Consider the following 13,181-nt stretch of genomic DNA (forward strand, 5'->3'; position numbering starts at 1 on the left):
GCTCCCGAGAGACAACCTGTTTCACGACCCTGGCGCATACCCGGCTGCACCGGCGCCAGGGTCGCTGACGTTTGAGGAGAATTTCCCGTGCCCATTGAGACCACTGCCGCGGTGGTCGCCGAGGTGCCCGCCGACGCCGAGTTGCTGGCGATCCCGTACGCCTCCGACCTCGCTCCCGCGCACGCCGTGGAGCTGCACCTGCCCGTGCGCGACCTGCTGGCCCACTATGAGGCCAAGGGGGAGGCCGGGGAGGTCGTGGAGGTGCCCGTGGCCCGCGCCGGGGGCGTGGGCCGGGTGCTGTTCTACGGCGTCGGCGACGGCTCCCCGGCCGCGCTGCGCAGGGCCGGGGCCGCGCTCGCCCGCCGGGCCAAGGGCAAGGACACCCTGACCGTGGTGCCGCCGGACGGGGAGATCACCGCGTTCGTCGAGGCCGCGCTGCTGGCCGCCTACACCTTCCGCATCGGTGACGCGGGGCGCAAGTCCGTGGCGCGGCTGGTGTTCGCCGGGGCCGACCAGACGGCGCTGGAGCGGGCGGAGGTCACGGCGCGGGCGGTGGCGCTGGCGCGCGACCTCGCCAACACGCCCTCCTCGGTCAAGAACCCCGCCTGGCTCGCCGAGCGGGCCGCCGAGACCGGCCTGCCGGTGCGGGTGTGGGACGAGGAGCAGCTGCGGGCCGACGGCTTCGGCGGCATCCTCGCCGTCGGGCAGGGCTCGGTCAGCCCACCGCGCCTCATCCAGCTCTCCTACACCCCCGAGCAGCCCGCGGAGCGGCACGTGGTGCTGGTCGGCAAGGGCATCACGTTCGACTCGGGCGGCCTGTCGCTCAAGCCGACCGAGAACATGAAGACCCAGAAGACCGACATGGCGGGCGGGGCGGTCGTCATCGCGGTGCTGCGCGCCCTCGCCGAGCTGAAGGCGCCGGTGCGGGTCACCGGGCTGGTCGCCGCCGCCGAGAACATGCCCTCCGGCACCGCGCAGCGGCCCAGCGACGTCATCACCCACTACGGCGGCCGCACGGTCGAGGTCCTCAACACCGACGCGGAGGGGCGGCTCGTGCTGGCCGACGCCCTCGCCTACGCCGACGCCGAGCTCGACCCCGACGCGGTGGTGGACATCGCCACGCTCACCGGGGCCATCAGCGTGGCGCTCGGCCGCAGCGTCGGCGCCGTCTACGCCTCCGACGACGACCTGGCCGGGCGGCTCGTCGCGGCCGGGCAGGCGAGCGACGACCGGCTGTGGCGGATGCCGCTCATCGACGAGTACGTCCCCGCGCTGGAGTCGTCCATCGCCGACCTGGCCAACGTCGAGGCGGGCTCGCGCTTCGGGGCGGGCTCGATCACGGCGGCGCTGTTCCTGCGGGAGTTCGCGGGCAAGCGGCCGTGGGCGCACCTCGACATCGCCGGGGTCGGCCGCAGCACCGTGGACGAGGGCACGCTCAGCAAGGGCGCCACCGGGTTCGGCGTCCGCGTCCTGCTGGAGTGGCTCACCCGGGGGTGAGCCGCCCTACGCCGACACCTTGACGGCGGCCAGCAGGCCGTCGCCGAGGGGCATGAGCACCGAGCGCAGCCGCTCGTCCGACTGCACCAGCTTGCCGAGCTCGCGCAGCGCGACCGTGTCGGGGTCGCGCTGCGACGGGTCGGCCACGCGGTTGTGCCACAACATGTTGTCGAAGGCCACGATGCCGCCCACGCGCAGCAGGCGGACGGCCTCGGCCAGATAGTCGGCGTACTCCTGCTTCGCGCCGTCGGCGAAGACCATGTCGTAGCCGCCGTCGGACAGGCGGGGCAGCACGTCGAGCGCCCGCCCGGAGATCAGCCGCACCCGCGCGCCGGAGAACCCGGCCTCCGCGAACGCCTGCCGGGCCAGGCGCTGGTGCTCGGGCTCGACGTCCACGCTGGTCAGCGTGCCGTCGGCGCGCATGCCGCGCAGCAGCCACAGCCCTGAGACGCCGCAGCCCGTGCCGATCTCCACCACCGCCTTGGCGTTGACCGCGGTGGCGAGGAAGCACAGCGCCGCGCCCGCGCCGGGAAGGATGGGCACGGCCCCCATCTCCAGCCCGCGCTGCCGCGCCGCGTGCAGGATTTCATCCTCCTGATGAAACTGCTCCGCATAGGCCAGAGTGGCCTCCACCTGATCGGTCATCGGCCGCCTCCCCCCACTTTCGTGCGATGTGTCCGCGTGATTGGCACCGATCGCAGCCTAGGGGAGACACGCCGGGACGGGAACTCAGGAGGGTCCCGAGGCGTTGCAGGTTTAAACGGGCTTTGCCGGTCCGGAAGGCAGGCAGTGCGCACGAAGGGACGAAACCAGGCACTATGGCGATAGCGGTGGTCCCAGAGAGAGGAGTTCTGGTGGACGAGAGCGACCACCAGACGGATGCTCCCGTGTCGTCTGACTGGACGCCTCCCACATGGGAGGAAGTCGTGCGGACGCACTCCGCGCGCGTGTACCGGCTCGCGTACCGGCTGACCGGCAACGTCCACGACGCCGAGGACCTCACGCAGGAGGTCTTCGTCCGGGTCTTCAGGTCGTTGTCCAGCTACACCCCCGGCACGTTCGAGGGGTGGCTGCACCGGATCACGACCAACCTGTTCCTCGACATGGCGCGGCGCAAGCAGCGCATCAGGTTCGAGGGGCTGGCCGACGACGCCGCCGAGCGGCTGCGCGGCCGGGAGCCGTCGCCGGCGCAGGCGTTCGACGACGCCCATCTGGAGCCCGACATCCAGGCCGCACTCGACGCGCTCGCGCCCGAGTTTCGTGCCGCGATCGTGCTCTGCGACATCGAGGGGCTCTCCTACGAGGAGATCGCCAAAACGCTCGGCGTCAAGCTGGGCACGGTCCGGAGCCGCATCCACCGTGGTCGGGCGCAGTTGCGGGAGGCTCTCGACCACCGGGCCCCCCGTGCCAACCAACTCCCCCCGTCCGTGATCCCTGGGGAGGAAGTCTGATATGGCTCATCTTGGAGAACGCGTTTCCGCGCTGGTCGACGGCGAGCTCAGCCACCACGAGCGCGAGCGCGCGCTCGCGCACCTGACCTTCTGCGCCGACTGCAGGGCGGAGGTCGAGTCCGTACGCGCGCTGAAGGCGCGACTGCGCTCGCTGGAGACGCCGGCGATGCCGGCCGACCTCACGATGTCCCTGCTCCGCATGGCGGAGCCGGGCGGGCCGCTGCCGCCGAGGGAGCGCCCTTTTCCCACCCGTACCTTCGGGGGTGTGCCCATCCCGGGCCCGCACAGCATCGCCCCGCTGGACAACCGGCCCCGCAGGGACGCCACTGGTGGGGCTTCGGGCCCCGGCCGTGGCGGTAGGCGGCGCTCGGCGTACGTCGCGGTGAGCGTGGTGTCGGCCGCCGTGGCCCTCGGCACGTTCTTCGCCGTCTCCGGCGCGGGTCAGGAGACCCCGACGCCGCCCGTCGAGCTGTACAAGTTGCAGCACTCGCCGTCGGGCGCTCCGGCGGTCCACACTCCCTGACGTACCGATATGCCGGAGATGGCCGAGGTTGGCGTAGCCGCGCATGGTACGGGCATACGATCTGGGTTCGGGTCCTTATAACCCTCGTATGTCGCAATGGCGACGATTGCGGCGGCCGAGCCAAGGAGTGGTGAGACTTAGATGACCGACGAGACGCGCCCCACCGAAGGACGCACGCCGTCGGACTACCCCGAGTCACAGGGGCGGCCGGAGTTCCTGCCCGCCGACCACCCGGCCGAGTCGCCGGGCGGGCGCGCGGAACCCCCCGCCTCCTTCGGCGGCACCTCCTGGGGCGATCCGTCGGGCCGCGCCGCCGAGCCCGCGGGGGCGCCGCCGTACCAGCCGTCCTACGCGCCCTATGGCGGCTCGCCCGCCTCGTCGGGGGAGCAGGGGGGCGGGAGCGGGCCTTCGTACGCGCCCGGCGGCCAGGACAACGGCACCCGCCAGTACGAGAGCCCCGTCTTCGGGCGGCCCGACGGCGGGTCGGCATCCGGCGACAACCCCTACGGTGACGGGGCGTCCGGTGATCGGCCGCTCGCCGACACCGTCAGCGGTCCGTCGTTCGGCAGCCCGTCGTTCGACGGCCCGTCGTCGGCGGCCCCGCCCTACGGCGGCCCGTCGTTCGGCAGCCCGTCGTTCGACGGCCCGTCCTCCGCGGCCCCGCCCTACGGTGGGCCGTCCTTCGGCGGCGCGTCGTTCGAGAGCCCGTCGTTCGAGAGCCCGTCGTCCGGGGGTCCGTCCTCCGGGGGCAACCCGTTCGGGAGCCCGTCGTCCGGTGGTAACCCGTTCGGGAGCCCGTCGTTCGGCGGCGCGCCGTACGGGGGCGGGTCGCCGCCGCCTCCCCGGCAGCCGCTCGGGATGGGCGCGGGCTGGGCCCCGCCGCCCCTGGTCCAGGGCGGGCCGGCGGGCGACCGGCGGCGCGGTCCCGGCACCGGCGGGCTGATCGCCATCGCCCTCGCCATCGCGCTGGTGGCCTCCGGCCTCGGCAGCGTCGGCACCTACCTGCTGACCAGGCCCAGCGGCTCGGCCGCCACTGACCCCTCCTACAGCCTCGGCCCGGTGCCCACCGGCGCGGCCAGCCGCGAGCCCGGCTCCATCGCGGGCGTCGCCGCGCGGGTGCTGCCCAGCGTGGTCTCCCTGGAGGTCGGCAACGGCTCCAACACCGAGGGCGCCACCGGCTCCGGCTTCCTGATCAAGAACGGCTACGTGGTGACCAACAACCACGTGGTCGCCCTTGCGGCCAGTGGCGGCGAGATCCGGATCCAGTTCAACAACCGCAAGACCACCTCGGCCCGCATCGTCGGCCGCGACCCCGGCTCCGACCTGGCCGTGGTCAAGCCGGAGGAGACGTTCGGGACCCCGGAGATCACCCTCGGCAACTCCGACCAGGTGGTCGTGGGCGACCCGGTCATCGCGATCGGCTCGCCGCTCGGACTGACGGGCACGGTCACGACCGGCATCGTCAGCTCGCTCAACCGCCCCGTCATCGCCGGCGACGAGACGGGCGGGGGCAGCGAGGAGACCGCGTACATCAGCGCCATCCAGACCGACGCCGCGATCAACCCCGGCAACTCGGGCGGCCCGCTGGTCAACAGCCGCGGCGAGGTCGTCGGCGTCAACTCGGCCATCGCCACGCTCAGCCGGTCGATCGGCGGCCAGAGCGGCAGCATCGGCCTGGGCTTCGCGATCCCGGTCAACCAGACGCGGCGGGTGGCCGAGGAGCTGATCAGCACTGGCCGGGCCAAGCGGCCGAAGATCGGCATCGTGCTGGAGAAGGACTACCGCGGCCAGGGCGTGAAGATCGCCACCGCGAACGTGGCCGGCCAGCAGCCGGTGACCCCCGGCGGGCCCGCCGACAAGGCCGGGCTCCGGGCCGGTGACGTGATCCTGGAGATGGACGGCCTCGCCCTGCAGGACGGCAACGAGCTGATCGCGCTGATCCGCAGCAAGGCCCCCGGCTCGAAGGTGAACATCAAGTATCAGCGGGCCGGCCAGGAACGCACGGCCACGCTGACGGTGGTGGCCGAGGACGGGCCGTCGCCGACGCCGTCCTGACGCCGATCCGGGGCTGTCCCGAGGCTGTCCAGAGGCCGGGCATCGTAGCGGTGCCCGGGAGCCCTTAGTCTGTGGATAGGCCGGGGTTGTCCTCGGAGGCGTTGACTGCGGTAGGAGCTCACGGTGTTCGGACTCGGGTGGGGGGAGATAGCGGCGCTGGTCGTCCTCGCGCTGCTGGTCTTCGGCCCCGACAAGCTGCCCCAGGCCGCCGCGCAGGCCGGCCGGACGCTGCGCAACCTGCGCCGCATGGCCAACAACGCGCGCGACGACCTGCGGGCCGGGCTGGGCCCGGAGTTCCAGAACTTCGACCCGGCCGATCTCAACCCGCGCACGTTCGTCCGCAAGCATCTCCTCGACGACATCGAGGACACCTGGAACGACAAGCCGAAGGAGCTGGACTCCGTCGCGGCCTCCTACTCGCCGGAGCCGGTCGTGGACGAGCTGGGCTACGGCGAGGTCCCGCCGTACGACTCCGAGGCCACCTGATGCCCGTGGAGCCCTCCCTGGCGCCCGGCGTCGAGGAGGGCGCGAAGAAGTCGGGCGTCCTCTGGCTCGGCCTGGCCGGGGGATCCCGGCTCGCCTGGCACGTGTGGCACGACGGCGCGATCTACCTCGTGACCGGCGGCGAGGAGCAGAGCCTCCCCGGGCTCGACGCGCTCGACCGGGTCCGCGTGACGCTGCGCAGCAAGGACAACGGCGCCAGGCTGGTGGAGTTCGACGCCGCGGTGTCGGTCGTCGACCAGGAGCGGGCCTCCGAGGCGGTGGCGGCGCTCGCCAAGGAGCGGCTCAACGCGCGCGACGCCGAGCACCTCACCGAGCGGTGGGCCCGCGAGTGCGTCGTCGTCCGGCTCACCCCCGTGAGCTGACCCCGTCCAGGGACGCCAGTCCGGGCTCGCCGGGCTCGCCGGGTTCCTCCGCCGGCCGCGCCGAGGCGGTCGCGGTCTGCGCGAGCAGCGCGCCGGCCAGCACGAGCAGCCCGCCGGTGATCTGGAACACGCCGAGGGTCTCGCCGACCAGCCCCCAGGCCACCAGGGCGCCGCCGATGACCTCCAACGACGCGACCGTGGCCCCGACGGCGGCCGACAGCCGCCGCACCGCGTTGACGCCCAGGATGTACGCCACCACGGTCGCGACCAGCACCATCCACACGTACGCCCCCAGCACGGGCAGGCTCACCCCGCCCCCGGCCGGCGTGGTGGTGAGGGTGAAGGCGCTCCAGGGGATGTCCCACGGACGGGCGAAGGGCACCAGCACCACGGCCGCGCCCGCCATGCCCCAGGCGATGAGCCCGAGCGGGTCCACGTCGTCGCCGAAGCTGTCGCTCATGAGGAAGTAGCCCGCGCAGCAGGCCCCGGCGGCCAGCCCGAGCAGCAGGCCGAGCGCGTCGATCCGCATGCCCTGCCACGCCTCGACCACGATGGCGAGCCCAAGGACGGCCGCCACGGCGCCGACGTAGGCGGCGGGCGCCAGCCGGATCCTGCGCACCAGCCGCACCCAGGCGACGACCATCACCGGCGCCATGAACTCCAGCAGCAGGGCGATGCCCACCGGCAGCCGCGTGATGGCCACGAAGTAGAGCGACTGGACCCCGGCCACCGCCATGATCGCGTACAGGGCGAAGAACGGCATGCGGGAGCGGGGGATGCGCAGCGCGCGCGGCCGTACGATGGCGAGGACGGCGATCAGCAGCAGCCCCGCGCCCGCCATCCGCGTCCACACCGCCTCGATCGGCGCCAGTCCGGCCGCGATCAGATATTTGGCCATGGGCCCCGAGAACGCGAAACAACACGAGGACACGAACGCGAGCGCCAGCCCCGCATATCTCATCGCAACACCATTCCCGGGTCGTAATCACCGTCAAGCAGGTTTGATCCTGACATGTCGCCCTCACCTGGCGCAATGGGACGGCGCTGTTAGCCTGGCCACGTGAGGATCTTCGTGGCGCGGCTCCCTGGGACCCCGGTCTTCGACCCGGCGGGCGACCAGATCGGCCGCGTCCGCGACCTGGTGGCGAGCCTGCGCGCCGGCCGCCGCCCCACCGTCCACGGCCTGGTCGTGGAGGTCCAGCCGCGCCGCCGCGTCTTCCTGCCCATCACCCGCGTCCGCCGCATCGAGGCCGGGGCCGTCGTCTTCAGCGGCCGGCTCAACATGCGCAGGTTCGAGCAGCGCGCGACCGAGACGCTGGTCGTCGGCGAGCTGCTCGACCTGTCCGTACGCGTCGGCGGCGAGGAGGTCACCGTCTACGACGTGGCCATGGAGGAGGTCAAGCCGTCCACCTGGGAGATCACCAAGGTCGCCGTCTACCGGCGCAGGCGGCGCGACCCCCGCGTGGTCGACTGGAACGAGGTCACCGGCTTCGACACCCTCCAGCAGGACCAGGGCGCGGCCGGGCTGATCGCGGCGTTCGCGGCCATGCGGGCCGCCGACGTGGCGAGCGCCCTGCACCACCTGCCGCCCAAGCGGCGCACCGAGATCGCCCGCGCGCTCGACGACGACCGCCTCGCCGACGTGCTGGAGGAGCTGCCGCCGGACGACCAGGTCGGCATCCTCGGCATGCTGGGGCCCGAGCGGGCGGCCCATGTCCTTGAGGAGATGGGCCCCGACGACGCCGCCGACCTGCTGCACGAGCTGCCCGACGAGCAGGCGTCCGAGCTGCTGGCGCTGATGGAGCCGGGGGAGGCCGCGCCGGTGCGGCGGCTGCTCACCTATCCGGAGAACAGCGCGGGCGGCGTCATGACCAGCGAGCCGGTCATCCTGCCGCCCTCGTCCACGGTGGCCGAGGCGCTGGCGCACATCCGCCAGCAGGACCTCTCGCCCGCCGTCGCGGCCCAGGTGTTCGTCTCCCGGCCGCCGACCGAGACCCCCACCGGCACCTACCTGGGGGTGGCGCACTTCCAGCGCCTGCTGCGCGAGCCGCCCTCCACGCTGCTCGGCGCGGCGCTGGACCCGTCGATCGACCCCATCAGGCCGGACTTCACGCTGATCGAGGTCACCTCGTACCTCGCGAACTACAACCTCGTCGCGGCGCCGGTCGTGGACGAGCTGGGCCGGCTCGTCGGCGCGGTGACCGTCGACGACGTCCTGGACCACCTGCTGCCCGAGGACTGGCGCGAGAGGGACGAAACGTGACCACCGAACGACTCGACCAGCCGCGCGAGCTGCGCCGCACGCTGCGGCCGCACTACGACCCGGAGGCCTTCGGCCGGTTGTCCGAGCGGATCGCGCGCTTCCTCGGCACCGCCAGGTTCCTCGTCTACATGACGGTGTTCGTCGCGGTCTGGGTGATCTGGAACGTGACCGTCCCGTCCGCGCTCAAGTTCGACCCCTACCCGTTCATCTTCCTGACGCTCATGCTGTCGCTGCAGGCCAGCTACGCCGCGCCGCTCATCCTGCTGGCCCAGAACCGCCAGGACGACCGCGACCGCATCCAGTACGAGCAGGACCGCGAGGCCGCCGAGCGCAACCAGGCCGAGATCGAGTATCTGACGCGCGAGATCGCCGGCCTGCGCCTCGCGATCAACGAGGTGGCCACTCGCGACTACCTGCGCGCCGAGCTGGGCCGGCTGCTGGAGGAGCTCCAGGAGCCCGAGGTCAGGGAGCGCCGCCGCCAGCCGCGCTAGCGCCTGCGCCGGCGCCGTCGAGCCTGCCGAGCATGGCCCTGATCTGGCCGATCTCGCCGCTGCCCAGCATGTCGAGGAACTGCGTCCTGATGCCGCGCAGATAGGTGGGCGTGGCCTCGGCCAGCCGGCCCTCCCCGGCGTCGGTCAGCACCGCGAACAGGCCGCGGGCGTCGTCGGGGCACGCCTCGCGGGTCACCAGGCCGTCGCGCTGCAGCCGGTCGATGAGGCGGGTCAGGCCGCTGCGCGACAGCAGCACGCGGTCGGCCAGGTCGTTCATCCGCAGCCGCCGCCCGTCCGCCTCGGCGAGCTGCATGAGCACCTCGTACGAGGCCAGTGGCAGATCATGGGCGACGAGCAGCTCAGCCTCCAGGCGGCGGGTGATGCGCACCTGGGCGCGCTGCAGCATCCGCCAGACCGCCAGCTCCTCGGCGGTGAGGCCCTCGTCGCGCAGAAGAGTCACGGAGTAACCTTAGGACGTTGTTGCACAGACATCTAACAGCACGGATTAACTCAGCGGGGCCGCCGGTTCATACCATGGAGGGGCATCCTCGCTGGCGTCCAGCGCCTGTCACACATATACCGACAAAGGAGGGACGGCACTCCCTCGTGCCGAGACTTCGATGGCACCTACCCAGGAACTGGTGACGGCGGCTCTTTCCACCGTCATCGACCCCGAGATCCGCCGTCCGATCACGGACCTCGGCATGGTCAAGAGCATCGATATCGCTCCCGGCGGTGCGGTGCGCGTGGGCGTCTACCTCACCGTGGCGGGCTGCCCGATGCGGGACACCATCACCCGCGACGTCACCACCGCCGTCTCCAAGGTCGAAGGCGTGACCGGCGTCCAGATCGAACTGGACGTGATGAGCACCGAGCAGCGCAAGGAGCTCCAGACCAAGCTGCGCGGCAACCGCGGGCCGGAGAAGGAGATCCCCTTCAACCAGCCCGGCTCGCTGACCCGCGTGTTCGCCGTGGCGAGCGGCAAGGGCGGCGTCGGCAAGTCGTCCGTGACCGTCAACCTGGCCGCCGCCATGGCCGCGAGCGGCCTCAAGGTGGGCATCGTCGACGCCGACATCTACGGCCACAGCGTCCCCCGCATGCTGGGCGCCGCCGAGCGGCCCACCAAGGTCGAAGACATGATCATGCCGCCGGTGGCCCACGACATCAAGGTCATCTCGGTCGGCATGTTCAAGCCCGAGGGCAACGACCCGGTCGTCTGGCGCGGGCCGATGCTCGACCGGGCGCTCCACCAGTTCCTGGCCGACGTCTACTGGGGCGACCTCGACGTCCTGCTGCTCGACCTGCCGCCCGGCACCGGCGACATCGCCATCTCCGTGGCGCAGCGGCTCCCGGGAGCCGAGATCCTGGTCGTGACCACGCCGCAGACGGCCGCCGCCGAGGTGGCCGAGCGCGCCGGCTCCATCGCCGCGCAGACCCACCAGCAGATCGCCGGCGTCATCGAGAACATGTCCTGGCTGCCCTGCCCCCACTGCGACGAGCGCATCTCGGTGTTCGGCGAGGGCGGCGGCCAGACCGTCGCCGACGCGCTGACCCGCATCCTCGGCGCGCGGGTGCCGCTGCTCGGGCAGGTCCCGATCGACATGCGGCTGCGCGAGGGCGGCGACGAGGGCAAGCCGCTGGTCCTCACCGACCCCGACTCGCCCGCCGCGGCCGAGCTGCGCTCGATCGCGGGCGCCCTGAGCAAGCGCTCCTCCAGCCTGAAGGGCCTCCAGCTCGGCCTGGCCCCGCGCCGCTGAGCCGGCCACGTACGGGTGGGTGCCGCCGCCGGAAGGGGGCGGCACCACCAGTAGCGTGTGCGCATGCGCTCACGTCGTTCGGTTCTCGCGGTGCCGGGGAGCAGCCCGCGCTTCCTGGAGAAGGCCCAGACCCTGCCCGTCGACGAGGTCTTCCTCGACCTTGAGGACTCCGTCGCGCCGGCCGCCAAGGAGGACGCGCGGCGCAACGTCGTCGCCGCGCTGCGCGAGGGCGACTGGTCGGGCAAGACGCGCGTGGTGCGGGTCAACGACCTCGCCACGCAGTGGACCTACCGCGACGTCATCGAGGTCGTCGAGGGCGCGGGCGAGTTCCTCGACTGCGTGATGCTGCCCAAGGTGCAGGACCCGACCGAGGTGGTCTGGCTCGACACGCTGCTGACGCAGATCGAGAAGGCCATGGGCTACGAGCCCGGCAGGATCGGGATCGAGGCGCAGATCGAGAACGCCCGCGGCCTGGTCAACGTCGACATGATCGCCGGCTCCTCGCGGCGGCTGGAGACGCTGGTGTTCGGGCCCGCCGACTTCATGGCCTCGATCAACATGCGCACGCTCGTCGTCGGCGAGCAGCCGCCCGGCTACACCGAGGGCGACGCCTACCACTACATCCTCATGCGCCTGCTCATGGCGGCCCGCAGCCACGACCTCCAGGTCATCGACGGCCCCTACCTCCAGATCAAGGACGTCGACGGCTTCCGCCGGGTCGCCCGGCGGTCGGCGGCGCTGGGCTTCGACGGCAAGTGGGTGCTGCACCCCTCCCAGGTGGACGCGGCCAACGAGGTGTTCTCGCCGGTGCAGGAGGACTACGACCACGCCGAGCTGATCCTGGAGGCGTACGAGTACTACACCACCGTGGAGAAGCGCGGCGCGGTCATGCTGGGCGACGAGATGATCGACGAGGCCTCGCGCAAGATGGCGCTCGTCGTGGCCGCCAAGGGGCGCGCGGCCGGGCTGAGCAGGACCGTCACCTTCACACCTTGATGCCCACGGCCGTGAAGAACCAGAACGCCGAGGTCAGCCAGAGCCCCACCAGCGCGGTGAACGCCAGCCCGCCGAACACCGGCAGCGTCCAGCCCGGCGTGTCCCGCTTGGGCAGGGCCAGCATCTTCGCGGTGAACACCCCGTAGAAGAAGCAGCCGAGAAGGGAGTGCGCGAGCACCCTGGGCACGTCGTACTGGAGGCCGAGCGCGTACAGGCAGTGGAAGGCGACCGGGATCGTCAGCAGGAACGCCAGCCGCCCCGACCAGCGGTGCACCCCCGCCGGGACGGCGATCCCCAGCTTGCCCCACATCGACAGGGCCGAGACGACCTGGACGAACGCCAGCACGAGCGCGGCGGTGGTCAGCCACGCCTTCATCGGCAGGGCGGCGGAGAAGCCCGCCACGCCGACGGCGTAGCCGGTGGGGGTGTGCGCGCGGCCGTACACGCCGAGCGCGAGCACCACGAGCCCGCCGATCAGCAGCGGCACCAGCAACGAGGCCAGGCCACGCGAGGGCGTCCGGTGGATGGCGGTCATGACATCTCCTCGATGAAGCCGTCGACGTCCTTCGGGTAGACCGTGGTGCCGTCCACCGTCAGCGGCGCGGTCGGCTGGTCGGGGTTCAGCGTGGGCACGGGCACCAGGCTGTCGTTCGAGGTGGCGGCGCCGACCGAGGTGTAGCTGCCGTCCGGGTTCTTGATCCGGATCCAGCCGGCGCGGTACTGGGCGCCGCGCACGAGGGCGGTGGCCCGGTAAAGGCCCGACGGCTTGCGCACGGCCTGGGCGACGAAGCTCCACTTCTTGCCGCCGAGCGACAACTGGCCGGTGGCCCTGCCGGCGCCGAGGTCGGCGGTCACCTTGCCGGTCCTGACCCCTGTCAGGCTGACCGAGTCGCCCGACTGGGTGCCCTTGAACCAGGCTTCCGCGCGGCCGTCGCAGAAGTAGCCGACGGCCTTGCCGTTCCTGATCGAGATGGCGATGAGGCCGCCGTTGCCGGTGACGCGGCCGCCGTAGTCGGCCTTGGCGATCTTCTTCTCCTCCGTCCGCTCGGGGGTGGGCGTCGGCTGCGCCTCCTGCGCCGGCTCCTCAGTCGTCTGTTCCTCAGCCGTCTGTTCCTCGTCGGGAACGGAGTTCTCCACGTTGGGGGCGGCGGTGTTCGCCGCAGGTGTCGCGTTGACGCTGGCGACACCGAGCCCCGCGGCGAGCACGGCTCCCGCCACGAGGGTGATGACAGGTCCCAGCCTTGACATGGACTGCTCCCAGGGTTGAAGTGCCTACCTCTGA

The 13,181-nt window shown here is 72.2% G+C and carries 15 protein-coding genes; 10 read left to right on the forward strand and 5 right to left on the reverse strand.

The features are described 5' to 3' along the window. Positions 1 to 87: 87 nt before the first annotated feature. Entirely contained in the window at positions 88 to 1,497 is a 1,410-nt protein-coding gene (locus SMD20_RS36605; RefSeq protein ID WP_329590052.1) for a leucyl aminopeptidase, read from the forward strand. Positions 1,498 to 1,503: 6 nt separating this feature from the next. On the opposite strand, the gene SMD20_RS36610 is transcribed toward SMD20_RS36605, so the two are convergent. After that, entirely contained in the window at positions 1,504 to 2,142 is a 639-nt protein-coding gene (locus tag SMD20_RS36610; protein ID WP_091086951.1) for an O-methyltransferase, read from the reverse strand. A gap of 173 nt (positions 2,143 to 2,315) precedes the next feature. Between SMD20_RS36610 and sigE the strand changes: the two genes are divergently transcribed. The 5 genes from sigE (at position 2,316) to SMD20_RS36635 (ending at position 6,392) form a co-directional block, all read left to right on the forward strand. Continuing rightward, a complete protein-coding gene (gene sigE / locus SMD20_RS36615; protein ID WP_329590055.1) occupies positions 2,316 to 2,948 on the forward strand; it encodes an RNA polymerase sigma factor SigE in 633 nt (210 codons plus the stop codon). A 1-nt stretch (position 2,949) separates the two neighbouring features. Beyond that, on the forward strand, positions 2,950 to 3,471 hold the full coding sequence (locus SMD20_RS36620; RefSeq protein WP_329590057.1) for an anti-sigma factor family protein: 522 nt from the start codon (positions 2,950 to 2,952) through the stop codon (positions 3,469 to 3,471). A gap of 141 nt (positions 3,472 to 3,612) precedes the next feature. Beyond that, positions 3,613 to 5,526, forward strand: coding sequence for a trypsin-like peptidase domain-containing protein (locus SMD20_RS36625; RefSeq protein ID WP_329590058.1), 1,914 nt, complete (start codon positions 3,613 to 3,615; stop codon positions 5,524 to 5,526). A 123-nt stretch (positions 5,527 to 5,649) separates the two neighbouring features. Continuing rightward, a complete protein-coding gene (locus tag SMD20_RS36630; RefSeq protein WP_329590060.1) occupies positions 5,650 to 6,012 on the forward strand; it encodes a sec-independent translocase in 363 nt (120 codons plus the stop codon). Continuing rightward, entirely contained in the window at positions 6,012 to 6,392 is a 381-nt protein-coding gene (locus SMD20_RS36635) for a hypothetical protein (RefSeq protein ID WP_329590062.1), read from the forward strand. The genes SMD20_RS36630 and SMD20_RS36635 overlap by 1 nt, the downstream gene beginning before the upstream one ends. Here SMD20_RS36635 and SMD20_RS36640 read toward each other — a convergent pair. Next, positions 6,376 to 7,353: an EamA family transporter gene (locus tag SMD20_RS36640; protein ID WP_329590064.1), complete on the reverse strand. Its 978-nt coding sequence runs from the start codon at positions 7,351 to 7,353 to the stop codon at positions 6,376 to 6,378. The genes SMD20_RS36635 and SMD20_RS36640 overlap by 17 nt on opposite strands. A 99-nt stretch (positions 7,354 to 7,452) precedes the next feature. Here SMD20_RS36640 and SMD20_RS36645 point away from each other — a divergent pair, with 99 nt between their 5' ends. Together SMD20_RS36645 and SMD20_RS36650 are read left to right on the forward strand one after the other, a co-directional pair. Beyond that, positions 7,453 to 8,655, forward strand: a complete 1,203-nt coding sequence (locus tag SMD20_RS36645; RefSeq protein ID WP_442942547.1) for a magnesium transporter MgtE N-terminal domain-containing protein — start codon at positions 7,453 to 7,455, stop codon at positions 8,653 to 8,655. Continuing rightward, positions 8,652 to 9,146 (forward strand): DUF1003 domain-containing protein, encoded by a 495-nt coding sequence (locus tag SMD20_RS36650; protein WP_329590066.1) that lies wholly within the window; start codon positions 8,652 to 8,654, stop codon positions 9,144 to 9,146. The genes SMD20_RS36645 and SMD20_RS36650 overlap by 4 nt, the downstream gene beginning before the upstream one ends. Here SMD20_RS36650 and SMD20_RS36655 read toward each other — a convergent pair. Then, positions 9,118 to 9,606, reverse strand: coding sequence for a MarR family winged helix-turn-helix transcriptional regulator (locus SMD20_RS36655; RefSeq protein WP_329590068.1), 489 nt, complete (start codon positions 9,604 to 9,606; stop codon positions 9,118 to 9,120). The genes SMD20_RS36650 and SMD20_RS36655 overlap by 29 nt on opposite strands. Before the next feature lie 160 nt (positions 9,607 to 9,766). Here SMD20_RS36655 and SMD20_RS36660 point away from each other — a divergent pair, with 160 nt between their 5' ends. Both SMD20_RS36660 and SMD20_RS36665 read left to right on the forward strand, forming a co-directional pair. Next, positions 9,767 to 10,903 (forward strand): Mrp/NBP35 family ATP-binding protein, encoded by a 1,137-nt coding sequence (locus tag SMD20_RS36660; protein WP_329590070.1) that lies wholly within the window; start codon positions 9,767 to 9,769, stop codon positions 10,901 to 10,903. A gap of 63 nt (positions 10,904 to 10,966) precedes the next feature. Then, entirely contained in the window at positions 10,967 to 11,899 is a 933-nt protein-coding gene (locus SMD20_RS36665) for an HpcH/HpaI aldolase/citrate lyase family protein (RefSeq protein WP_329590072.1), read from the forward strand. Here SMD20_RS36665 and SMD20_RS36670 read toward each other — a convergent pair. After that, entirely contained in the window at positions 11,889 to 12,434 is a 546-nt protein-coding gene (locus tag SMD20_RS36670; RefSeq protein ID WP_329590074.1) for a DUF6529 family protein, read from the reverse strand. The genes SMD20_RS36665 and SMD20_RS36670 overlap by 11 nt on opposite strands. Further along, on the reverse strand, positions 12,431 to 13,147 hold the full coding sequence (locus tag SMD20_RS36675) for a hypothetical protein (protein WP_329590076.1): 717 nt from the start codon (positions 13,145 to 13,147) through the stop codon (positions 12,431 to 12,433). The genes SMD20_RS36670 and SMD20_RS36675 overlap by 4 nt, the downstream gene beginning before the upstream one ends. Positions 13,148 to 13,181: the final 34 nt, after the last annotated feature.

The sequence above is a fragment of the Nonomuraea sp. LP-02 genome (genome assembly GCF_036289125.1).
In the GTDB taxonomy this organism is placed as follows: Bacteria; Actinomycetota; Actinomycetes; order Streptosporangiales; family Streptosporangiaceae; genus Nonomuraea; species Nonomuraea bangladeshensis.

Bases quoted from the DNA above. Each gene is read 5' to 3' on its own strand.
- SMD20_RS36610 (WP_091086951.1), bottom strand. From the start codon at position 2,142: ATGACCGATCAGGTGGAGGCCACTCTGGCCTATGCGGAGCAGTTTCAT.
- sigE (WP_329590055.1), top strand. From the start codon at position 2,316: ATGGCGATAGCGGTGGTCCCAGAGAGAGGAGTTCTGGTGGACGAGAGC.
- SMD20_RS36620 (WP_329590057.1), top strand. From the start codon at position 2,950: ATGGCTCATCTTGGAGAACGCGTTTCCGCGCTGGTCGACGGCGAGCTC.
- SMD20_RS36625 (WP_329590058.1), top strand. From the start codon at position 3,613: ATGACCGACGAGACGCGCCCCACCGAAGGACGCACGCCGTCGGACTAC.
- SMD20_RS36635 (WP_329590062.1), top strand. From the start codon at position 6,012: ATGCCCGTGGAGCCCTCCCTGGCGCCCGGCGTCGAGGAGGGCGCGAAG.
- SMD20_RS36640 (WP_329590064.1), bottom strand. From the start codon at position 7,353: ATGAGATATGCGGGGCTGGCGCTCGCGTTCGTGTCCTCGTGTTGTTTC.
- SMD20_RS36660 (WP_329590070.1), top strand. From the start codon at position 9,767: ATGGCACCTACCCAGGAACTGGTGACGGCGGCTCTTTCCACCGTCATC.
- SMD20_RS36665 (WP_329590072.1), top strand. From the start codon at position 10,967: ATGCGCTCACGTCGTTCGGTTCTCGCGGTGCCGGGGAGCAGCCCGCGC.
- SMD20_RS36670 (WP_329590074.1), bottom strand. From the start codon at position 12,434: ATGACCGCCATCCACCGGACGCCCTCGCGTGGCCTGGCCTCGTTGCTG.
- SMD20_RS36675 (WP_329590076.1), bottom strand. From the start codon at position 13,147: ATGTCAAGGCTGGGACCTGTCATCACCCTCGTGGCGGGAGCCGTGCTC.